This window comes from Thiomicrospira sp. ALE5, assembly GCF_900112445.1.
In the GTDB taxonomy this organism is placed as follows: domain Bacteria; phylum Pseudomonadota; class Gammaproteobacteria; order Thiomicrospirales; family Thiomicrospiraceae; genus Thiomicrospira.
The window spans coordinates 1,251,485-1,271,298 of sequence record NZ_FOYY01000003.1 but is presented as its reverse complement, the minus strand read 5'-3'; the positions used below and the strand labels follow the sequence as shown (position 1 = coordinate 1,271,298).

The 19,814-nt window shown below is 45.6% G+C and carries 24 protein-coding genes; 18 read left to right on the top strand and 6 right to left on the bottom strand.

What is annotated here, in order from left to right; translation table 11 throughout:
* Positions 1 to 28: 28 nt before the first annotated feature.
* A complete protein-coding gene (gene hrpB, locus BM293_RS06195; RefSeq protein ID WP_093447626.1) occupies positions 29 to 2,584 on the top strand; it encodes an ATP-dependent helicase HrpB in 2,556 nt (851 codons plus the stop codon).
* Here hrpB and BM293_RS06190 read toward each other — a convergent pair.
* Genes BM293_RS06190 through BM293_RS06180 form a run of 3 tightly spaced genes read right to left on the bottom strand, consistent with a single transcriptional unit; the run spans position 2,558 to position 3,645 of the window.
* Positions 2,558 to 3,091, bottom strand: coding sequence for a hypothetical protein (locus tag BM293_RS06190; protein ID WP_093447624.1), 534 nt, complete (start codon positions 3,089 to 3,091; stop codon positions 2,558 to 2,560). The two genes, hrpB and BM293_RS06190, sit on opposite strands and share 27 nt — an antisense overlap.
* 18 nt (positions 3,092 to 3,109) lie before the next feature.
* A complete protein-coding gene (locus tag BM293_RS06185; RefSeq protein WP_093447623.1) occupies positions 3,110 to 3,433 on the bottom strand; it encodes a type II toxin-antitoxin system PemK/MazF family toxin in 324 nt (107 codons plus the stop codon).
* A complete protein-coding gene (locus BM293_RS06180; protein WP_093447621.1) occupies positions 3,430 to 3,645 on the bottom strand; it encodes an antitoxin MazE family protein in 216 nt (71 codons plus the stop codon). Before BM293_RS06180 ends, BM293_RS06185 begins: the two co-directional genes overlap by 4 nt.
* A gap of 166 nt (positions 3,646 to 3,811) precedes the next feature.
* Between BM293_RS06180 and mnmG the strand changes: the two genes are divergently transcribed.
* The 17 genes from mnmG to ubiA all read left to right on the top strand — a co-directional run bounded on the left by mnmG (position 3,812) and on the right by ubiA (position 17,958).
* A complete protein-coding gene (mnmG, locus tag BM293_RS06175) occupies positions 3,812 to 5,728 on the top strand; it encodes a tRNA uridine-5-carboxymethylaminomethyl(34) synthesis enzyme MnmG (protein ID WP_093447619.1) in 1,917 nt (638 codons plus the stop codon).
* Positions 5,725 to 6,357: a 16S rRNA (guanine(527)-N(7))-methyltransferase RsmG gene (rsmG, locus tag BM293_RS06170; RefSeq protein WP_093447618.1), complete on the top strand. Its 633-nt coding sequence runs from the start codon at positions 5,725 to 5,727 to the stop codon at positions 6,355 to 6,357. The genes mnmG and rsmG overlap by 4 nt, the downstream gene beginning before the upstream one ends.
* Positions 6,357 to 7,124, top strand: a complete 768-nt coding sequence (locus tag BM293_RS06165; protein WP_093447616.1) for a ParA family protein — start codon at positions 6,357 to 6,359, stop codon at positions 7,122 to 7,124. Before rsmG ends, BM293_RS06165 begins: the two co-directional genes overlap by 1 nt.
* A 12-nt stretch (positions 7,125 to 7,136) precedes the next feature.
* Entirely contained in the window at positions 7,137 to 8,009 is an 873-nt protein-coding gene (locus BM293_RS06160) for a ParB/RepB/Spo0J family partition protein (RefSeq protein ID WP_093447614.1), read from the top strand.
* A gap of 86 nt (positions 8,010 to 8,095) precedes the next feature.
* Entirely contained in the window at positions 8,096 to 8,377 is a 282-nt protein-coding gene (locus tag BM293_RS06155) for an AtpZ/AtpI family protein (protein ID WP_093447613.1), read from the top strand.
* The gene (locus BM293_RS06150; RefSeq protein ID WP_093447611.1) at positions 8,370 to 8,732 is read left to right on the top strand and encodes an ATP synthase subunit I; all 363 of its coding nucleotides are present in this window, start codon (positions 8,370 to 8,372) and stop codon (positions 8,730 to 8,732) included. The genes BM293_RS06155 and BM293_RS06150 overlap by 8 nt, the downstream gene beginning before the upstream one ends.
* 11 nt (positions 8,733 to 8,743) lie before the next feature.
* Positions 8,744 to 9,559 (top strand): F0F1 ATP synthase subunit A, encoded by an 816-nt coding sequence (gene atpB / locus BM293_RS06145; RefSeq protein WP_093447610.1) that lies wholly within the window; start codon positions 8,744 to 8,746, stop codon positions 9,557 to 9,559.
* A gap of 110 nt (positions 9,560 to 9,669) precedes the next feature.
* A complete protein-coding gene (gene atpE / locus BM293_RS06140; RefSeq protein WP_006460105.1) occupies positions 9,670 to 9,960 on the top strand; it encodes a F0F1 ATP synthase subunit C in 291 nt (96 codons plus the stop codon).
* 52 nt (positions 9,961 to 10,012) lie between these two features.
* On the top strand, positions 10,013 to 10,483 hold the full coding sequence (locus tag BM293_RS06135; RefSeq protein ID WP_006460106.1) for a F0F1 ATP synthase subunit B: 471 nt from the start codon (positions 10,013 to 10,015) through the stop codon (positions 10,481 to 10,483).
* A 12-nt stretch (positions 10,484 to 10,495) separates the two neighbouring features.
* Entirely contained in the window at positions 10,496 to 11,035 is a 540-nt protein-coding gene (locus tag BM293_RS06130) for a F0F1 ATP synthase subunit delta (protein WP_093447608.1), read from the top strand.
* A 15-nt stretch (positions 11,036 to 11,050) separates the two neighbouring features.
* The gene (atpA, locus tag BM293_RS06125) at positions 11,051 to 12,592 is read left to right on the top strand and encodes a F0F1 ATP synthase subunit alpha (RefSeq protein WP_093447606.1); all 1,542 of its coding nucleotides are present in this window, start codon (positions 11,051 to 11,053) and stop codon (positions 12,590 to 12,592) included.
* A gap of 12 nt (positions 12,593 to 12,604) precedes the next feature.
* Positions 12,605 to 13,471, top strand: a complete 867-nt coding sequence (atpG, locus tag BM293_RS06120; RefSeq protein ID WP_093447604.1) for a F0F1 ATP synthase subunit gamma — start codon at positions 12,605 to 12,607, stop codon at positions 13,469 to 13,471.
* Positions 13,472 to 13,499: 28 nt separating this feature from the next.
* The gene (gene atpD, locus BM293_RS06115; protein ID WP_200770612.1) at positions 13,500 to 14,882 is read left to right on the top strand and encodes a F0F1 ATP synthase subunit beta; all 1,383 of its coding nucleotides are present in this window, start codon (positions 13,500 to 13,502) and stop codon (positions 14,880 to 14,882) included.
* A gap of 6 nt (positions 14,883 to 14,888) precedes the next feature.
* Positions 14,889 to 15,323, top strand: a complete 435-nt coding sequence (locus BM293_RS06110) for a F0F1 ATP synthase subunit epsilon (protein ID WP_093447600.1) — start codon at positions 14,889 to 14,891, stop codon at positions 15,321 to 15,323.
* Between the two features lie 129 nt (positions 15,324 to 15,452).
* Positions 15,453 to 16,826 carry a bifunctional UDP-N-acetylglucosamine diphosphorylase/glucosamine-1-phosphate N-acetyltransferase GlmU gene (gene glmU / locus BM293_RS06105; RefSeq protein WP_093447598.1) on the top strand — a complete coding sequence of 458 codons (1,374 nt, stop codon included), beginning with the start codon at positions 15,453 to 15,455 and terminating at the stop codon, positions 16,824 to 16,826.
* A gap of 27 nt (positions 16,827 to 16,853) precedes the next feature.
* Positions 16,854 to 17,099 (top strand): hypothetical protein, encoded by a 246-nt coding sequence (locus BM293_RS06100; RefSeq protein ID WP_093447596.1) that lies wholly within the window; start codon positions 16,854 to 16,856, stop codon positions 17,097 to 17,099.
* The gene (gene ubiA / locus BM293_RS06095; protein WP_255360084.1) at positions 17,092 to 17,958 is read left to right on the top strand and encodes a 4-hydroxybenzoate octaprenyltransferase; all 867 of its coding nucleotides are present in this window, start codon (positions 17,092 to 17,094) and stop codon (positions 17,956 to 17,958) included. The genes BM293_RS06100 and ubiA overlap by 8 nt, the downstream gene beginning before the upstream one ends.
* On the opposite strand, the gene BM293_RS06090 is transcribed toward ubiA, so the two are convergent.
* The 3 genes from BM293_RS06090 to tpx all read right to left on the bottom strand — a co-directional run bounded on the left by BM293_RS06090 (position 17,955) and on the right by tpx (position 19,790).
* Positions 17,955 to 18,539, bottom strand: coding sequence for a YceI family protein (locus BM293_RS06090; protein WP_093447594.1), 585 nt, complete (start codon positions 18,537 to 18,539; stop codon positions 17,955 to 17,957). The genes ubiA and BM293_RS06090 overlap by 4 nt on opposite strands.
* A 19-nt stretch (positions 18,540 to 18,558) precedes the next feature.
* The gene (locus BM293_RS06085; RefSeq protein ID WP_093447592.1) at positions 18,559 to 19,125 is read right to left on the bottom strand and encodes a cytochrome b; all 567 of its coding nucleotides are present in this window, start codon (positions 19,123 to 19,125) and stop codon (positions 18,559 to 18,561) included.
* 161 nt (positions 19,126 to 19,286) lie between these two features.
* Complete coding sequence (gene tpx, locus BM293_RS06080) at positions 19,287 to 19,790, bottom strand: thiol peroxidase (protein ID WP_093447590.1); 504 nt, start codon at positions 19,788 to 19,790, stop codon at positions 19,287 to 19,289.
* Positions 19,791 to 19,814 lie beyond the last annotated feature (24 nt).

The following is a 19,814-nucleotide window of genomic DNA, read 5'->3' as shown; positions in this document are numbered from 1 at the left end:
GTTGCGGGTTTTTTTATCACAGTGATTGATGACTCTACCTATTTCCCCTCTATTACCTCAGATTGTTGCCACTTTGGCTCAAGCACCAGGCCTGGTACTGCAAGCCGAGCCGGGCGCGGGTAAATCCACTGCGGTGCCCTTGGCGTTATTAAACGCGGATGGGTTGGCGGGCAAAAAAATCCTCATGCTGGAGCCGCGTCGATTGGCGGTGCGCTCGATTGCGAATTATTTGGCGAGTCAGCTGGGCGAAAAAGTCGGCCAAACTATTGGTTATCAAATTCGTAACGAACGCAAAGTGTCGGCTTCAACGCGCTTGGAGATTGTCACCGAAGGGATATTAACGCGGCGGTTGCAATCCGATCCTGAGTTGTCCGATGTGGCATTGGTCATTTTCGACGAGTTTCACGAACGCTCGATTCATGCCGATTTAGCACTAACCTTGTGTTTGGATGTGCAAGCCGGTTTGCGTGACGACTTAAAACTGCTGGTGATGTCGGCAACCATGGATGCCGAACAGGTCAGTGTCTTTTTAAATAATGCGCCGGTATTATGCGCTCAAGGTCGAAGTTTTCCGGTTGAAACCCACTATTTACCCCAGCCCTTAAATTCAACACATCCGCAAGATTGGTTGCCTTTGTTAAAACAACTAATTAGCCAAGCGCTTAAAACCGCTCGGCAAGACGTGTTGGTGTTTTTGCCGGGGCAAGCGGAAATCAAACGTCTGCAAAGCTTGCTGCAAGAAAGTTTGTTGCAAAACGCTCAACAACCAGGCCTGGTGGTGTGTCCGCTATACGGTCAATTAGCGCCGGAACAGCAGGAAATCGCGCTGGTACCCGACCCGCAAGGGCGGCGCAAAATTATTTTGGCGACCAATATCGCCGAAACCAGTTTAACCATTGACGGCATTGATGCTGTGGTGGATTCGGGTTGGGCGCGAAAAGCCGTTTATGATGTGTCCAGCGGCATGACGCGATTGGTCACGCAGCGCATTTCGCAAGCGAGCGCCGATCAACGCCGAGGCCGCGCCGGTCGCTTGATGGCGGGGGTGTGTTATCGTTTGTGGTCGCAGGGTCAGCAGGCGCAAATGCAGGTATTTGAGGCCGAAGAAATCACCCAGACCGATTTGTCGGATTTGTGTTTAGAGTTGGCCTTGTGGGGGGTGTCTTCCCCGGATGAATTACGCTGGCTCACGGCCCCGCCGCTCGCGCATTACGCCGCCGCCAAAAGCTTATTGCAGGATTTGGACTTGCTTACCGACAAAGGCGGGTTAACCGAGTTGGGTCGATCTGCGCAAGGGTTGGGGCTGAATCCGCGTTTAGCGCGCATGTTATTGAGTGTGCAGACGCAATCGGCAGACAGGCAAACGCTGGCATTGGATTTGGCTGCGTTATTGGCCGAAGGCGATATTTTACGCCATGAGCCATCGGCGGATTTAATTAAACGCTTAATGGTATTGCAAGCGTATCGGCAAGATCGTAAACAAGCCAAACAAGATTATGTCATTCAAACCGCCGCCATCGAACAGGCGTTAAAAAACGCCGACAGTTGGCGTAAACAACTCCGCTTTTCAGCACCGAAGGTGCTAAGTTTGGCGCAAATGCAAACCGAAAGCGGTTCGTTGGTGGCGTTGGCGTTTCCCGACCGCATTGCGCAGCGGCGCAAAGGTGATACGCCGCGTTATCTGTTATCTAATGGCAAAGGCGCGTTATTAAAAAACGAGGATCCGTTAGGTCAGCAGGCCTGGTTAGCCATCGCGAATCTCGACGGTCAGCGCCAAGAAGGGCGTATTTATCTGGCGGCGCCGTTAGATTTAGCGAGCATTGAACACACCTTCTCGACACAGATAGAACGCCATATCGGTTTAGGTTTTGATGCCAAAAAACGCGAATTAATCGCCCGCGAGCAGATGCGTTTAGGCAAGTTGGTATTAAGCGAAAAACTGACTGACGCTATTAAACCGAGCGAGTTTCAAACCGCGTTATTGGAGGTGTTGGCCAACCATTTGGATTTATTGCCGTGGACTGACGCGGCGCAAGATTATTTAACGCGATTACGTTGGTTGGCGGATTTAAGTCAGACGGCGAACGCCGACTGGCCAAGTTACGACCAGGCCTGGTTGTCGGCCAATATCGAGCGCTGGTTAGCGCCTTATTTATCGGGCATCAGCCGCATTAAAGAACTGCAAAAGTTGGATATGGTGGCGATAATGCACAGCTTGTTGGATTATGAACAGCAGCAAGTGTTGGAGCGCGAAGCCCCTCGGTTTTACCATGCCCCAAGCGATAAAAAAGTCGCCATCGATTATAGTCAGCCGAAAATTGCCAAAGTATCGCTCCAACTGCAAGAGGTGTTTGGCGAATTAAGTTCGCCGCGGTTGGCTTGGAGGCAAGTGGCATTAACCTTTGAGTTATTATCGCCCGCGCGGCGCCCGATTCAGACCACCGCCGATTTAGCCTACTTTTGGCGACACTCCTATTTTGAGGTGATTAAAGATATGAAAGGCCGTTATCCGCGCCATCGCTGGCCGGATAAACCGCTGGATGAAAAACCCGGCCGCTCAGTCAAGCCGCGCCCAATTACCTAATATTTCTTGGATCCGCTGTGGATTCGGGCGCATAAAATAAGGGTAGTCCGCCGTACTGCCATCACTAAGTGCGCTCGCACAGGTTAGCCGATAAAAATCTTGATCGTCGGCGCTATAAAAATGGACTAACTCCATTATTTTCGGCGGGTTATCATTGGCCCCGTCGCTGGTTTTTAGCCAGCCTTGTTCCAAATTGGCAACCTGTTCGCTGCCAAACTGAATACGCTCCATTTTATATTGCCCTGCTGGCAGGGTTTGTGGCCTATCGGACAGATAGCGCAGTTCTATCCGGCAGTGTTCACGCCAATGGTTAAATTGGCGACCGTTATAGCCTTCGCCGTCTTGAAAGACAAACCGCAGTGTCCCAGGTGCAAAGTGTAAATCGGCTAATAGAGTTAGTTGAAGGGGGGCTTGCAACCCATAGTTTTTCGGTGTGTCCACTAATTGGCATGCCGCTAAAGACGCGAGCGCAATCCCTGCCAATAAACTGATTTTTAATCGACGCATAATGACTCCAAAATTTTACTAAGCTATGCCAAGAAATACCGCTAAAGTTCTGTCTATTTCTTTTAGCTTGCTAGCTTCTATTTGGCCGAATTTACGACCAATTTTCTCGGCTGATGCCGTGTAGGGTTTGTCTACCATAATTTGTGATGGCTTGGTTAAGCCGTTCTTTTCAGTTGGCTCGACGTTGATTCTAAAATGCGAAACATTTTGTCTAACAGCGCTCGTAAGTGGCAGCAATACAATTGAAGGATGCTCTGAAAATAAATCTGATTGAATAATTACGGCGGGTCTAGGTTTGCCATAGTCACCTGTTGGGGCAATGGTTACAAGGTCACCTCTCATGCTTCCCAGCCCGATGTGTCTTGAACTGTTTCGATCCAATCTAATACACCCTGTTCTTGGGGGTCATTATATAAGGATCGCGATTGCGCTCGACACTCTGCCTTAAATTGTTCAGAGCGGGTATCTTTTACCCAAATCTGTACCGGTCTAAAGCCTAAAGTTCGCAGGTTATCGCGATGATTTTGAACGCGTTTGGTGATGGGTGAACTCATAATGAATTACCTTTAAAAATTGTTTCATGTAACATATTATCATACTCTAGCTAATTTTAATGATCCTAAAGTTACCTTTTACATCCAAAACTTGGGTCTAGCCCCCTTTGTGATAAAATAGCGGCTTTAATAGAATACTAGCTTGATGCTATGAGTGAGTGGGCAAATGGATAAGGCAATGACGCACTTTGATGTGATTGTAGTGGGCGGCGGTCATGCAGGTACCGAAGCGGCTTTAGCGGCGGCGCGCATGGGGGTCAAAACTCTGTTGCTTACTCATAATATTGATACGCTAGGGGCGATGTCCTGTAATCCTGCTATCGGCGGCATAGGTAAAGGCCATTTGGTTAAAGAAATTGATGCACTGGGTGGTGCGATGGCTTTGGCGATCGATGAAGGCGGTATTCAGTTTCGGACGCTGAATTCGTCGAAAGGGCCTGCGGTGCGTGCCACGCGAGCGCAAGCGGACCGGCTACTCTATAAGCAGGCTATCTTGTCACGTTTGCAGCAGCAACCTAACCTGACCTTGTTTCAACAACCAGTCGAGGATTTATTGCTCGAAGGCGAGCAGGTTGTTGGCGTGGTTACTAAAATGAATCTTAACTTCTATGCGCGACAAGTGGTGCTTACAGCGGGTACGTTTTTAGCGGGTCGAATCCATATAGGCTTGCAAAACTATGAGGGCGGTCGTGCTGGTGATGCGCCGGCGAATCGCCTTGCCGCTAAATTGCGTGAGCTCAGTTTGCCGGTCGGTCGCTTAAAAACCGGCACGCCGCCGCGTATTGATGCCAGAACGGTGGACTTTAGCCAGTTGCAAGTCCAGGCGGGCGATGACCCTGCGCCGGTGTTTTCTTATTTGGGTTCGCGCGCGATGCATCCCAAACAAATTCCTTGCTACATTACGCATACCAACGAACACACGCATGACGTGATACGCGGTTCACTTGATCAATCACCGATGTATGCTGGCGTGATTGAAGGAGTGGGGCCTCGTTATTGTCCGTCTATTGAAGATAAAGTCATGCGTTTTGCCGATAAATCATCGCATCAGGTGTTTATTGAGCCAGAAGGCCTAACCACGACAGAGTTATATCCGAATGGCATATCAACCAGTTTGCCGTTTGAAACCCAGGTGAAGATTGTGCGTTCAATGGTTGGTCTAGAGAATGCATTGATTATGCGTCCTGGCTATGCCATTGAGTATGATTATTTCGATCCGCGTGGTTTAAAGCCTACTCTCGAAACCCAAGCGATTAAGGGGTTGTTTTTTGCCGGTCAAATTAACGGCACCACCGGTTATGAAGAGGCTGGTGCGCAGGGCTTATTAGCAGGCCTGAATGCGGGTTTAGCGGCACAAGATAAGGCGTTATGGTATCCACGGCGCGATCAAGCCTATTTAGGGGTGTTGGTTGATGATTTGATTACGCTGGGAACACAAGAACCCTATCGAATGTTTACTTCACGGGCGGAATACCGTTTATTACTGCGTGAAGACAATGCTGACCAACGCTTAACCGAAATAGGCCGGGCATTTGGTTTAGTCGATGATGTTCGTTGGGCAGCCTATGAGCAAAAGCTCAATGCCTTAGAGCGCGAAACCCAGCGTTTAAAAGAGGTGTGGATTCACCCTGCGCATCCAGAAGCTAAACAAGCCGAAGCCTTAATGAATTTACCGCTGAGCAAAGAGCACACGCTGTTTGATTTATTGCGTCGCCCTGGGGTGACCTATCAAGCCCTAGCTGAACTGAGTGTGTTTGGTGATCAAGTGGTGGCGGCAGATGTCGTTGAACAGATTGAAATTGAAGCTAAGTATGCCGGTTACATTGAACGCCAATTGCAAGAAATTGAAAAAACCAGCCGTGAGCAGAATACGCCTATTCCTGAGGACTTGGATTTAGAACGTATTTCGGGTCTATCGAATGAGGTTAAACAAAAACTGCGTCAGCATAAACCCGCGACTATTGGTATGGCGTCACGTATTTCCGGCATCACCCCGGCGGCGATTTCACTGTTATTGATTTTTATGAAAAAGCACCGTGCTGAGGTGGCCGCTAAACAGGCTGGGTTGGCGGCAATTGAATGAGTGCTGAACAACGCCTGAACCAAGCCGCCGCGCAGTTGCAATTAGCGCTAACGCCGAAGATGCATCGCCAGCTGTTAGAGTATGTGCAATTGATGGACAAGTGGAATCGCGTTTATAATCTGAGCGCTATTCGTGATCCTGATGAGATGTTAGTAAAACATGTGTTTGATAGTTTAGCTGTCGCACCGGTTTTAAGGGCCGAAGGCATCAGGGATTTGCTTGATGTCGGCACCGGTGCCGGCTTACCCGGCATTCCTTTAGCCATTGTGATGCCTGATTTGCCGATTAGGCTCTTAGACAGTAACCATAAAAAAACCCGTTTTTTAGTGCAAGCAAAAGGGCAGCTGGGATTGGATAATGTCATCGTGTGCCATGAGCGAATTGAAGAGCATGAACACCAGTATCATGCCATTATTTCGAGAGCCTTTACTGCTTTAGGTAACTTTGCCAGTCTAACCCAAGGCTTGTTAGCATCAGATGGCCATTTATGGGCGATGAAGTCGCAAGCCTTACAAGATGAATTGCAAGAGGTGCCGATGGGTTATGTTCATCAGGCCTGGTCGTTAGCGGTACCTGAATTAGACGCCGCGCGTTATCTCGTTCGATTAACCAAGCAGGAAGCACCTTAATGGCAAGAGTCATCGCAGTAGTTAATCAAAAAGGCGGGGTGGGCAAAACCACCACCAGCGTCAATTTAGCCGCAGGCCTGGCAAAATTAAAAAAACGTGTGCTGATGATCGATTTAGATCCGCAAGGCAATGCAACGGTCGCATTAGGTTTTGAGCGCGGCGATTTGACCTATAGCGCCTACGATTTATTAGTCGGTGGTGTCAGTTGCCATCAAGTGCGCCTGCGAGCCGAACAAGCAGGCCTGGATGTCATTCCTGCGCATGGCGATTTAACAGCAGCCGAAATTGAACTGCTTAATCAAGACCAGGGGGCGCTTGCATTAAAGCAGGCTATCGCCAGCTGTGTGGATGAATACGATGTGGTGTTAATTGATTGTCCACCGAGTTTGAATATGTTGACACTGAGTGGGTTGGCCGCGGCGGATGGCTTGTTGGTGCCAGTGCAATGCGAGTATTTTGCGCTTGAAGGTTTGAGTGCACTGATGAATACCGTCAGTAAAGTGCAGGCAGATTTAAATCCGAGTTTGGCGATTGATGGTTTATTGCGTACTATGCACGATAGACGTAACAATTTAGCCAATGATGTCTCCAATCAGCTGGTTGCGCATTTTGGCTTAAAAGTCCTGCAAACGATCATTCCGCGCAATATCCGTTTAGCAGAAGCGCCTAGTTATGGGGAATCCATATTAGATTATGATGCGAATTCAACCGGTGCGATGGCCTATTTAGCGTTGGCTAATGAATTAGCACGCAAACTCAAGTTTTAAAGGAATAAGTTGATGGCGGCAAAACGGCATTCAGGATTGGGTAAGGGGCTCGATGTATTGATGGCAACTAAGCCCACAAGCCTAAATCGATCAAAAGATTGGGATATGGCGATGCTGGATGTCACCTCAATACAAGTAGGGCGTTATCAGCCTCGACAACATTTTGATCAAGATGCGCTACAGGAATTAGCCGATTCGATTAAAGCACAAGGTTTGGTTCAGCCGGTGATTGTACGTTTAGTCGCCGAGCAGCAATATGAGCTGATTGCGGGTGAGCGTCGTTGGCGCGCAGCGCAGTTAGCCGGCTTAAGTCAGGTTCCAGCGGTGATTCGTGAGCTGGAAGATCAACAAGCACTAGCCATGGCGCTGATTGAAAATATTCAGCGGAAAGACCTAAATCCACTAGAAGAAGCTCAAGCGCTGGCGCGATTATTAACCGAATTTGAACTAACGCATCAAGAAGTGGCCGAGGCCGTTGGGCGCTCACGCAGTGCCGTAACCAATTTACTGCGTTTGCTGAAGCTGCCAGAATTGTTGCAGGACTGGTTGCAAGATGGGCTGTTAAGTATGGGCCATGTGCGTGCCCTGTTAACCCTGGAGGGGTCTGAGCAGGTGCAATTAGCACAGCAGGCTATTGATGAAGGCTGGTCGGTGCGTCAAATTGAACAGGCTATTCAACAGCATGCCAATAACAACGAAGTAGTTTCGCAGTCTGAAAAACCATCACCAAGCATTGATCCGAATATTCGTTCATTAGAGCAGGCGCTCGGCGAACAGTTGGGCGCAAGAGTTAAAATAAAGCATCATGCTACAGGTCGTGGCAAAATTGAAGTTAGCTACAGCGATTTAGAAGAACTGCAACAGTTATTAAAAAGGATTAAATAGCTTTTGAGATAACGAAATACTAGCAATTAAATCTTGAAAGGTTTAATATGTGCAGGCTTTGCCAATAACCAGTGAAAATAAAGTGCATGAATGATCAAGAGCAAAACGCAGTATCGAATAGCGCACAAGTAAACAAAGAAAAGCCTAAGCAAGGTTTTAATTTTTTGATGATTGGTTCCGGCCAAATGTTTACTGCAATGATTATTTCTGGTTTTATTGTTGGCTACTTTATTGATTACCTACTAAGCACCACGCCAATCTTTATGCTTATTTGTGGAGTGCTTGGAATGATCGGTGGGGCGCAAAAAGTGCAACACATGGTCAACAGAATGGACAAACAATCCACCAAAGATGTTAACAATGGCTAAGGGATCACAAAAAAGCCTGTTAATTCAACTAGGTATTGGGGTTGTTGTCGTATTGATTTTCGCGTTTTGGGGTCAAGCAGGCTCAGCGATTTATGGCATGTTGATTGGGTTAGCAAACGTATTAATGCTAACAACGACATTTAGAATTGCCAATAAACGCTCAGAGACTGATCCCAAAACCGGCATGTTAGTTTTATATATGAGTGCAGTGATACGGTTTGTGCTGTTAGCTGCGTTGTTTATTATTGGGCTGGCGCTCTTCAAGTTTGAGGCGTTACCTGTTGTCATTACATTTATTGCGATGACAATAGGTCAAGTTTTCAATCTTGCGGGTAAGCGTCGTTTGACTGACTAAGGAGAAGACTCTTGAGTGCTGAAAAACCGAGCAGTGTTGAGTATATACAACACCACTTGCAAAACAACTATGTCGGAAGCGGGTTTTGGACCTTCCATTTAGATACCATTATCGTGAGTGCCATGCTGGGCATGCTTATTATCGGGGTAGCGGCCTATGTTGGTCGTCGTCTTGAAACAGGTGTTCCAGGTGGATTACAAAACTTTATTGAATCTATTCTAGATTTTGTTGATAAAACGGTGAGAGAGTCATTCCCCTATCGTAATCCATTAATTGTGCCCTTGGCACTGACCATTTTCCTTTGGGTTTGGTTAATGAACTTTATGGATTTGATTCCAATCGATTTCTTCCCATACATGTTCCAGTTGCTGACGGGCAATCCAGACGCCTATCTTAAAATTGTACCGACTACTGACCTAAATACGACCTTAGCCCTAGCGCTTGTAGTGTTCGCATTGGTAATTTACTACAACGTTAAATTTAAAGGTTTTGTGGGTTACATGAAGGTATTCTTGTTCCACCCATTTGGTAAATTCCTAATTCCTGTAAACATCGTGATGACTTTCATTGAAGAAATTGCTAAGCCAATCTCATTGGCACTGCGTTTATTCGGTAACATCTTCGCGGGAGAACTCGTATTTATGTTGATCGCCTTGATCGGTGGCACAATGGCAGTAGGTGCTGCCGCACTTTTCTGGGCACCATTGCAAGCTATACTTGATTTAGGTTGGGCGATCTTCCATATCTTAATTATTACCTTGCAAGCATTTATCTTCATGGTATTAACGATTGTTTATCTTGCTATGGCGCATGACGAAGCGCACTAAGTGAGATAAGTAAAGAAGTCGGGGTCTATGGCCCCTCAGGGTTTAAGCGCACCTACCTTTTGGTAAAAAGCTTTTTTAACTTTAACTGTAAAAAACTTAGGAGAAAGTCAATGGAAGTAACAGCAATGATGATTGCCGACATTTACGCCGCCACTGCAATTGGTGTTGGGGTTATTTTGGCAGCAGCAGGTCTGGGTTCAGCAATCGGTTGGGGTCTAATTTGTTCTAAAACCCTAGAAGGTATTGCACGTCAACCAGAAATGCGTCCAGCATTAATGACTAACATGTTCATCTTCGCTGGTTTGATGGAATCTTTCCCATTCATCATCCTAGCCTTCGCGATGTGGTTCTTGTTCGCTAACCCATTCGTTGGTGCAATGCAAGCAGCTATCGGTGCTTAATTAGCTCCGAGCTTAATTGTAACTATTATCAACGAATGACGAGGTAACCACTGTGAATATTAATGCAACCGTAATCATTCAAATCATTTCCTTTGTGTTATTGATTTGGTTTGTGAATAAGGTGCTGTGGGGGCCAATGTCTAAGCTGTTAGAAGATCGTCAAAAGCGTATTGCTGACGGTCTTTCAGCGGCAGAAAAAGGCAAGCATGAGCTTGAATTAGCTGAAAAGCGCGCTAAAGAGGTGCTAAAAGACGCTAAGTTACAAGCTCAAAATGTGTTAAGCCAAGCTGAAAAACGCAGTACCGAAATCGTCGAAGACGCTAAGGTGAAAGCAGCAGAAGAAGCTGAACGCATTAAAGCGGCCGCCCAAGCCGATATTGAGCAAGAAATTAGTCGTGCCAGAGAGCAACTACGTAAAGAAGTTGCAGCCTTAGTAGTTTCAGGTGCAGAGAAAATTTTGCATAAGGAAGTCGATGCAAAAGCTCATAATGAGATGCTTGACGCCCTTGTAAAACAGATCTAAGGGAAATTTGATATGGCAGAATTAATCACCATCGCTCGTCCCTATGCAGAAGCTGCGTTTCGTTTTGCTAAAGAACAAAACGCATTAAAAGATTGGTCAGATGTGCTATCGAACTTAGCTGCTATTGCAAGTAATGACGATATGGCAAAGTTTTTGGCTAATCCTTCGCGATCAAAAGAACAAAAGGTTGATGTGTTTGTCAGCCTTTTGGGTTCAGCTAACCTGTCAAAAGAAGTAAAAAACTTTCTTGACGCTCTAGCTGAGCAAGGACGCCTAACCGCGCTTAGTAGCGTTTCAAGTGTCTTTGAAGAACTCAAAGCATCTGAAGAAAAGCGTCTGAAAGCATCTATTGCTTCTGCAGTGGAATTAAATGACGAACAAAAAAGTAAATTAAGTGCTGCTCTAAATTCTAAGTTTGGCGCTGATGTCGATGTGGAATATATCACCGACAGTGCATTAATTGCCGGCGTACGAATTAAAGTAGGTGACTGGGTGGTTGAAAATACCGCTGTCACACAGATCCAGAAACTTGGCGCAGCAATCGCCCATTAATTGAGAGGAAGACACATGCAATTGAATCCCTCTGAAATCAGTGACTTAATCAAAGACCGAATTGCCGGTTTTGAAGTGACTGCAGAGTCTGGCAGTGAAGGCACAGTCGTCAGTATTGCTGACGGTATTGCGCTTATTCATGGCGTGTCAGATGTAATGTATGGTGAGATGGTTCAGTTTGATGAACAAACTTTTGGTATGGCACTTAACCTTGAGCGTGACTCAGTAGGTGTTGTTATCCTAGGTGAATATGAACACATCTCTGAAGGTGACAAGGTAACCTGTACAGGTCGTATCCTTGAAGTACCTGTTGGGCCTGAAATGTTAGGTCGTGTTGTTGACGGTTTAGGTCGTCCAATCGACGGTAAGGGTCCAATTAAAACTAAATTAACTTCACCTATCGAGCGAATTGCTCCTGGTGTAATCGATCGTAAATCTGTTGATCAGCCAATGATGACCGGTATTAAGTCAATTGACTCAATGATTCCAGTTGGACGTGGTCAGCGTGAATTGATTATCGGTGACCGTCAGACAGGTAAAACAGCTATCGCAATCGATGCGGTAATCAGTCAAAAAGACACGGGTATCAAATGTGTTTACGTTGCAATGGGGCAGAAAGCCTCTACAGTAAATAACATTGTCCGTAAGCTTGAGCAATATGGAGCAATGGACAACACCGTTGTTGTAGCAGCCAATGCGTCTGATCCAGCATCACTTGTGTTTCTAGCGGCTTACGCTGGTTGTGCGATGGGTGAATATTTCCGTGACCGTGGTGAAGATGCGTTGATCATTTATGATGACCTGACTAAGCAAGCGCAAGCTTACCGTCAGATTTCGTTATTGCTACGTCGTCCACCAGGTCGTGAAGCCTTCCCAGGTGACGTCTTCTATCTACATTCTCGTCTTCTAGAGCGTGCAGCTCGTGTTAGTGAAGAATATGTTGAAAAATTCACTAATGGCGAAGTTAAAGGTAAAACCGGTTCATTAACTGCATTACCGATTATCGAAACGCAGGCGGGTGACGTATCTGCATTCGTACCTACTAACGTAATTTCGATTACTGATGGCCAGATATTCTTGGAAACAGGTTTATTTGCTAAGGGTATTCGTCCTGCAATTAACGCCGGTTTGTCAGTATCGCGTGTAGGTGGTGCAGCACAAACTAAAGCAATCAAAAAGTTGGGTGGTGGTATCCGTCTTGACTTGGCACAATACCGTGAATTGGCTGCTTTTGCTCAGTTTGCATCAGACCTTGATGCGGCTACAAAAGGTCAGCTGGAACGTGGTAAGCGTGTAACTGAGTTGATGAAACAGAAGCAGTACTCACCTCTTTCTATTGCTGAAATGGCAACCTCACTTTATGCGGCAAACGAAGGCTATTTGGATGATATTGATGTAGAGAAAATTGGTGCATTTGAAGCAGCACTTCATGCCTACATTAATTCTGAATGTGCAGACCTAGCTGCCAAAATTAATGCTAAAGGTGATTGGAATGACGAAATTATTGCGGGTGTTAAAGCTGCAATTGAGTCTTTCAAAGCAACTGGCGTTTATTAAGGGGGTTTGACCATGGCAGGCGGTAGTAAAGAAATACGGACGCAAATTGCGTCAGTAAAAAATACCCAGAAAATCACCAAAGCCATGGAAATGGTGGCGGCGTCAAAAATGCGTAAAGCGCAAGCTCGTATGACGGCGACCCGCCCCTATGTTGAGAAGGTGAAGCGCGTAATCGAACACGTTTCAAAAGCGCATCATGAGTATAAGCATCCTTATACACTTGATCGTCCAATTAAACGTATCGGTTTAATGGTCGTTTCATCTGATCGTGGTCTATGTGGTGGTTTAAATACCAACCTATTCCGTAGAACGTTAAAGAAGATTCAGGCTTGGCAACAAGACAATGTTGAGATTGAATTAGCGATTATTGGTAAGAAGGCGCAAACCTTTTTCCGTCACTATGGTGGTAACGTTGTTGCCAGCAAAGTTGACCTAGGTGACACACCTCATATCAGTGATTTAGTAGGTACTGTTAAGGTTATGCTTGATCGTTTTGAAAATGGTGATATTGATGCAGTTTATGTTGCATCTAACCAATTCGAATCAGCTATGACTCAGGTTCCTACCATTGAACAGCTTATTCCTTTGCAAGCCGTTGAGAGTGATGAATCAGAGCCAGCTTATTGGGATTATCTCTATGAGCCAGATGCGGAGCAAGCTTTAAATACCTTAATGGTTCGTTATATCGAAAGCACCGTATTTGGTGCAGTTGTTGAAAACGTAGCTTGCGAACAATCGGCACGGATGGTCGCTATGAAAAGTGCGTCTGATAATGCTGGTAAAATGATTAAGGAATTACAACTTGCTTATAACAAGGCTCGTCAGGCTGCGATTACGCAAGAACTTTCTGAAATTGTAGCGGGCGCTTCTGCGGTTTAAGTTCGTATTAGGAAAAAAAGGTTTAATTATCATGAGTGGAAAAATAGTACAAATTATCGGCCCGGTTATCGACGTCGAATTTAGTGGTGCTGCATTACCAAAAGTTCATGATGCGCTTATTGTTGATGACAAGGGTTTAACGCTTGAAGTTCAACAACAAATTGGTGATGGCGTTGTACGTGCAATTGCCATGGGTTCATCAGATGGTTTGAAGCGTGGCATGATGGTTACAAATACAGGTTCTGCAATTACTGTACCTGTTGGTAAAGCAACACTTGGTCGTATTTTTGATGTATTAGGTAATGCAATTGACAATGCGGGTGAAGTAGAGACTGAAGATCGTGCACCGATCCATCGTAAGGCACCTAAGTTTGAGGAGCTTGCTGCATCGCAAGAATTACTTGAAACAGGTGTTAAGGTTATCGATCTGATTTGCCCATTTGCAAAAGGTGGTAAAGTCGGTCTATTTGGTGGTGCCGGTGTTGGTAAAACCGTAAACATGATGGAATTGATTCGTAACATCGCGATTGAGCACTCTGGTTACTCAGTATTTGCTGGTGTAGGTGAGCGTACGCGTGAGGGTAACGACTTCTATCATGAAATGAATGAAGGTGGTGTACTTGATAAAGTAGCCTTGGTTTATGGTCAGATGAACGAGCCACCAGGTAACCGTCTACGTGTTGCTTTGACGGGTCTAACTATGGCCGAGTTCTTCCGTGATGAAGGACGTGACGTATTGTTCTTTGTTGATAACATATATCGTTATACCCTAGCGGGTACTGAGGTATCAGCTCTGTTAGGTCGTATGCCTTCTGCGGTAGGTTATCAGCCAACATTGGCAGAAGAGATGGGTCAGGTTCAGGAGCGTATTACCTCAACACAAACGGGTTCAATCACGTCTATCCAAGCCGTATATGTTCCTGCCGACGACTTAACTGACCCGTCACCAGCAACGACATTTGCTCACTTGGATGCAACCGTTGTACTTAACCGTTCAATTGCTGAAACAGGTATTTATCCTGCAATTGACCCATTGGATTCGACTTCTCGTCAATTAGATCCTTTGGTTGTTGGTGATGAGCATTACAATGTTGCAAACGGTGTTCAGCAAACGTTACAGCGTTATAAGGAATTGAAAGACATTATTGCTATCCTTGGCATGGATGAACTTTCAGAAGAAGACCGTGCGCTTGTTGCGCGTGCGCGTAAAATGCAGCGTTTCTTCTCACAACCTTATTTCGTAGCGAAAGTATTTACGGGTGAAGATGGTCGTTATGTATCATTGGCCGAAACTATCCGTGGCTTCAAAATGATCTTAAATGGTGAAATGGATGATGTGCCTGAGCAGGCATTTATGTTCTGTGGCACCATTGATGAAGTTCTTGAGAAAGCTCAGAAATATAAGGGGTAATAAACCATGGCAGTCTCTATGCAAGTAGATATCGTTAGTGCGGAAGGTGAGATTTTCTCTGGAAAGGCTGACATGCTTTTCGCACAGGCTGCCAACGGGGAGGTAGGTATCCTACCTTTCCATACCCAGTTTTTGAGTCAGCTAAAACCTGGCGAAGTCCGTGTAAAAAGCGGTGATGAGGAAGACACCTATTTCATTAATAGTGGCACTATTGAGGTTCAACCTCATGTTGTGACTATTTTGGCTGATACGTGTATTCGTTCGCGTGACCTTGATGAAGCGGAAGCTCTTCAAGCTAAACAACGTGCTGAGGATGCGATGGAAAACGCAAAATCAGAAGTTGACGTTGCGCGTGCTCAGGTTGAGCTTGCAGAAGCCGTTGCTCAAATTCAAACGGTCACTAAACTACGTGAGCGTTTGCAAAAAACTGGGATGGCTTAAGGCTGTTTCGCAAAAACGAAAAGAAGCGCCTCCGGGCGCTTTTTTTATGTCATTATTTCTAGTTGTCCTTATTAATGATGTTTTGATATGAATTAAACTTTATTAGTAAGAATATTGAGGAATATAACTATGGCATTAAAAGTTGTTATTTTGGCTGCAGGTAAAGGTACGCGTATGCGCTCATCTCTGCCAAAGGTTTTACAGCCTCTCGCTGGCAAGCCCTTATTGCAACATGTTATTGATGGTGCTAAAAATCTTTTCGCTAGCCAAATTCTTACGGTTGTTGGACATCAGTCGCAGCTAGTTGAGGAGGTAATGGCTAACCAAAATGTAGAGTTTGTACTTCAGGCGGAACAGCTTGGTACTGGTCATGCTGTTCAGCAGGTAATACCGTTTATCCAGGATGACGATACGCTACTCGTGCTTTATGGCGATGTTCCATTAACAGCTACTGCAACCCTGAAGGATTTGCTTTCTTTGGTTGACGATCACAATCCGCTAGCTTTATTAACCTTGAATCTTACCAATCCTACTGGCTACGGTCGCATACTACGTGATCAACATCATCATGTAACAGCGATTGTCGAGCAAAAAGATGCTACACCCGCTCAATTACAGGTGACCGAGGTGAATACGGGTATTTTGGCTGCGAATGGCGCTAAACTTAAATATTGGTTATCCCAGTTGCAATCTAATAATGCACAAGGAGAGTATTATTTGACCGATATTATTGCGTTAGCTGTAGCAGATGGTTTTGCGATTCAAACGACACAACCTGCGATGGAGATGGAAGTACTTGGTGTTAACGATAAAATCCAGTTAGCCAATCTTGAACGTCAGTATCAATATACCTTAGCGACGGAGTTGATGTTACAGGGCGCAACGCTGATTGATCCATCACGTATTGATATCCGAGGTCAGGTTCGTATCGGTCAGGACGTTGAAATTGATGTCAATGTTGTCTTTGAAGGGAACGTGCACCTAGGCAATCGCGTTAGGATAGGTGCCAATTGTATTCTTAAAGATGTGACTTTAGGTGATGATACGATTATTCATCCATTTAGTCATCTAGAGGGCGCGAAGCTTGGCAAGCATGTCAGTGTTGGTCCCTATGCACGTCTAAGACCCGGCACTGAGCTGGCTGATAAGGTTCGCATTGGCAATTTTGTTGAAACCAAGCAAGCCCGAGTTGCGAGGGGTTCAAAAGTAAATCATCTAAGCTATATTGGTGATACGGTCATGGGCGAAGAGTGTAATATCGGTGCCGGCACCATTACCTGTAACTACGATGGTGTAAATAAGCATCAAACCCTTATTGGTGACCGAGTCTTTGTAGGCTCGGATACCCAGTTGGTCGCCCCCGTCACTATCGGTGATGATGCCACCATTGGGGCCGGTTCAACCATTACTAAGTCGGCTATTTCGTCGGAGCTAACACTCAGTCGTAGTAAGCAGGTAACAATCAAAGGTTGGCAAAAACCTACTAAGCAAGCTAAATCCTAATCACCAGAGCACATAAATGGAGGTGCTATGACACAAGCAGACTATGATCAGTTGAACGATTGGTTACCAACCCAAGGTTGGGAGCGCATTGAGTTTGATGGTGGGCAAAGTCACTTAATGGGCTGGACAGTTCGGTCGGTTTGGGTTCGTGATAAGGCAAAAATTACTCTGCATCATAGTGAGCGTTACAACGAGGTTACCTTTGAAGCAGAAGCCAATCCTCTTGGATTAGCCTGGTTGCGAGAGCATGGCTGGGGGCATATTTTTGAGTAGTAGCCTGTTGAACGCCAAGATTTGGCCCTATATCCAGTTAATGCGCCTAGACAAGCCCGTTGGGATTTATCTAGTATTGTGGCCGGCGTTGTGGGCACTATGGTTGGCAGCGGAAGGCATACCACCAGGGCTGGTATTGTTGGTTTTTATATTAGGCGCTATTGTGATGCGTTCTGCCGGTTGTGTTATCAATGATTATGCTGATCGTCATTGGGATGGTGCTGTGGCGCGTACTGCGCAGCGACCGCTGGCTAGGTGTGTAATCACACCTAGGGCGGCGTTGATACTCTTTGCGGGCTTGTGTTTAGTCGGTTTTGGCCTGGTACTGCTGCTTAATACTTTAACTATTCTCTTGTCGGTGGGGGCGTTGGTTTTAGCAACGTTATACCCCTTTACCAAACGTTTCACCCATTGGCCGCAGATGTTTTTAGGCGCCGCCTTTGCTTGGGCGGTACCGATGGGGTACGCTGCGATATTGGGGACCGTTCCTTACCAGGCCTGGTTAGTCTTTGCGATTACCTTGGTTTGGACGTTAATCTATGACACCTTTTATGCTATTACCGATCGTGAGGATGATTTGAAAGTCGGCATTAAATCGACCGCTATTTTATTTGGACGTTATGATTTGCTGGTGATAGGCTTGTTGCAAAGTGTTATGCTGCTATTGCTAGTTTGGTTAGGGATCTGGATTCAGCTGGGTTGGGCATTTTGGTTGAGTTTACTTTTTGTTGCCGGCTTATTTGCTTGGCAATTATGGCAAAGCCGACAGCGTGATTCACAGGCCTGCTTTAAAGCATTCAAGCAAAATCACTGGGTCGGTTTGGCCATTCTAGTCGGATTAATAATTGACTATTATTAATCTCGTTTAATTCCTTCAACATGCAGGTCTAAATAGACGGTTGATGAGGTTGGGCCTAAATCCATTTTAAAATTAAAATCGGCCATTTTAAATTCTGCGCGTCCTTCAAAGCCAGCCCGATGTCCACCCCAAGGGTCAGTCCCTTCACCAATTTTGTTAGCCACAATTTCAATCGGTTTTGTTACGCCATTTAAGGTGAAGTCCCCTTTAATTAATTTAGTGCCATCCGGCTGATTAATTACGCTGGTGCTGACAAACTTGGCTTCTGGATAGCGGCTAACATTTAAAAAGTCATCACTGCGAAGATGGCGATCACGCTCCGCATGATTTGAGTTAACGCTACGCGTATTAATTGTTACCTCGACTTTTTCATTGGCAGGGTTGTTCTCATCATGAATAAAGTATCCCTCAAAACTATCAAAGCGTCCTGTTAACCAGCTAAAACCTAAGTGATTGACCTTGAAATTAATGGCAGCGTGCATGCCAGGAGTATCAATGTCATAGGTTGTAGGGTTAGCCAAAGTCCAGGGGCTTACTACCAATAAACTGGTAGCCAATGCGAGGTTTTTAAGTTTAGTCATGGTATTGCTCCTTAAAAAATCAGTTGTGTTGTTTTTGTTTAACAAAAGGTAACATGCGAGAAAGCGTGTTATCCCGGTCAATAAATTGATGCTTAAGTGCACCAAGAAAATGAAGTCCCGCCAAGGCCATTAAGCTCCAAGCAAGTACTTCGTGAAGGTCTCCTGCAATGTCTTCCTGGTATCTGATACCAAAATCAATAGCAGGTAGGCTAAACCAATTAAAAACATGAAGGGGTTGACCATTCGCAGTGGTGATCATGTAACCACTAATACCTAAAGCTAAAACCAAAAGATAAAATAGACTATGAATGAGACCTGCTAGCCATTTCTCCCAGCTACGATGCGATGATAAGGGGATAACTTTTGGGTTAACTGCCTTCCATGCGAGTCTGATCATCATTGCTGTGACGACTAGTACCCCAATACTGCGATGCAGATCAGGCGCTGAACGATAATAAGGGCTGAAGTAATTAAGGTTGACCATCCACAAGCCAAGAGCAAACAGAGCAATAATGGCGATTGCAAGCGTCCAATGTAAAACTTGTTGAACAATGCCGTAGTGGTGTGATTGATTTGCCCAGTTCATCGCTACTCCTTAATGTAGAATCAAGTTTACGCCTAGCGATGTAAAGAAAAAATAGCTGTTTTGACAAAATACTTTTTCTATTTGGAAATTATTTTATTTAGACAATAAAACCCCCGAATGCTATTTAAGCTATTCAGGGGTTGGATGGGCGGATAGTTGAATTAAACGAGCGATTTTAGCGCGTTAAGAGCCGCATCATAATTAGGCTCTTGGGCAATTTCTGGTACCAGCTCGGTATAGGCAACCTTACCTTGAGCATCAATAACCACGACCGCACGAGCTAGCAGGCCTGCTAAGGGGCCATCCATAATGGTTAAGCCATAGGCTACACCAAACTGGCTGTTGCGAAAACTCGATAGTGTTTTAACCTTATCGAGTCCATCAGCACCGCAAAAACGTTGCTGAGCGAAGGGCAAGTCGGCAGATATACACCAGATTTCAGCATGACCAACTTGGCTTGCCAAAGCATTAAACTGGCGTACTGACGCGGCACAAACACCGGTATCGATGCTAGGGAAAATATTCAGGAGCAAGGGGGTGCCAGCTGTCATGCAGGTGTCGCTTAAATCGCTTGCTACCAAACAAAAATCAACAGCGGTGCTGCCCACTTCGGGGAGTACGCCACAGGTATGGATTGGGTTGCCTTTTAAGGTGATTTCAGCCATATCTTACTCCTGTTATTTAGGGTG

What these genes read in the sequence shown, in the direction of transcription:
- BM293_RS06085 (WP_093447592.1), bottom strand. Translation starts at nt 19,125, where the DNA reads ATGAACTGGGCAAATCAATCACACCACTACGGCATTGTTCAACAAGTT.
- BM293_RS06100 (WP_093447596.1), top strand. Translation starts at nt 16,854, where the DNA reads ATGACACAAGCAGACTATGATCAGTTGAACGATTGGTTACCAACCCAA.
- atpG (WP_093447604.1), top strand. Translation starts at nt 12,605, where the DNA reads ATGGCAGGCGGTAGTAAAGAAATACGGACGCAAATTGCGTCAGTAAAA.
- BM293_RS06110 (WP_093447600.1), top strand. Translation starts at nt 14,889, where the DNA reads ATGGCAGTCTCTATGCAAGTAGATATCGTTAGTGCGGAAGGTGAGATT.
- BM293_RS06165 (WP_093447616.1), top strand. Translation starts at nt 6,357, where the DNA reads ATGGCAAGAGTCATCGCAGTAGTTAATCAAAAAGGCGGGGTGGGCAAA.
- hrpB (WP_093447626.1), top strand. Translation starts at nt 29, where the DNA reads ATGACTCTACCTATTTCCCCTCTATTACCTCAGATTGTTGCCACTTTG.
- BM293_RS06150 (WP_093447611.1), top strand. Translation starts at nt 8,370, where the DNA reads ATGGCTAAGGGATCACAAAAAAGCCTGTTAATTCAACTAGGTATTGGG.
- BM293_RS06185 (WP_093447623.1), bottom strand. Translation starts at nt 3,433, where the DNA reads ATGAGAGGTGACCTTGTAACCATTGCCCCAACAGGTGACTATGGCAAA.
- rsmG (WP_093447618.1), top strand. Translation starts at nt 5,725, where the DNA reads ATGAGTGCTGAACAACGCCTGAACCAAGCCGCCGCGCAGTTGCAATTA.
- BM293_RS06160 (WP_093447614.1), top strand. Translation starts at nt 7,137, where the DNA reads ATGGCGGCAAAACGGCATTCAGGATTGGGTAAGGGGCTCGATGTATTG.
- BM293_RS06090 (WP_093447594.1), bottom strand. Translation starts at nt 18,539, where the DNA reads ATGACTAAACTTAAAAACCTCGCATTGGCTACCAGTTTATTGGTAGTA.
- BM293_RS06180 (WP_093447621.1), bottom strand. Translation starts at nt 3,645, where the DNA reads ATGAGTTCACCCATCACCAAACGCGTTCAAAATCATCGCGATAACCTG.
- BM293_RS06155 (WP_093447613.1), top strand. Translation starts at nt 8,096, where the DNA reads ATGAATGATCAAGAGCAAAACGCAGTATCGAATAGCGCACAAGTAAAC.
- BM293_RS06130 (WP_093447608.1), top strand. Translation starts at nt 10,496, where the DNA reads ATGGCAGAATTAATCACCATCGCTCGTCCCTATGCAGAAGCTGCGTTT.
- atpE (WP_006460105.1), top strand. Translation starts at nt 9,670, where the DNA reads ATGGAAGTAACAGCAATGATGATTGCCGACATTTACGCCGCCACTGCA.
- BM293_RS06190 (WP_093447624.1), bottom strand. Translation starts at nt 3,091, where the DNA reads ATGCGTCGATTAAAAATCAGTTTATTGGCAGGGATTGCGCTCGCGTCT.
- atpA (WP_093447606.1), top strand. Translation starts at nt 11,051, where the DNA reads ATGCAATTGAATCCCTCTGAAATCAGTGACTTAATCAAAGACCGAATT.
- mnmG (WP_093447619.1), top strand. Translation starts at nt 3,812, where the DNA reads ATGGATAAGGCAATGACGCACTTTGATGTGATTGTAGTGGGCGGCGGT.
- tpx (WP_093447590.1), bottom strand. Translation starts at nt 19,790, where the DNA reads ATGGCTGAAATCACCTTAAAAGGCAACCCAATCCATACCTGTGGCGTA.
- glmU (WP_093447598.1), top strand. Translation starts at nt 15,453, where the DNA reads ATGGCATTAAAAGTTGTTATTTTGGCTGCAGGTAAAGGTACGCGTATG.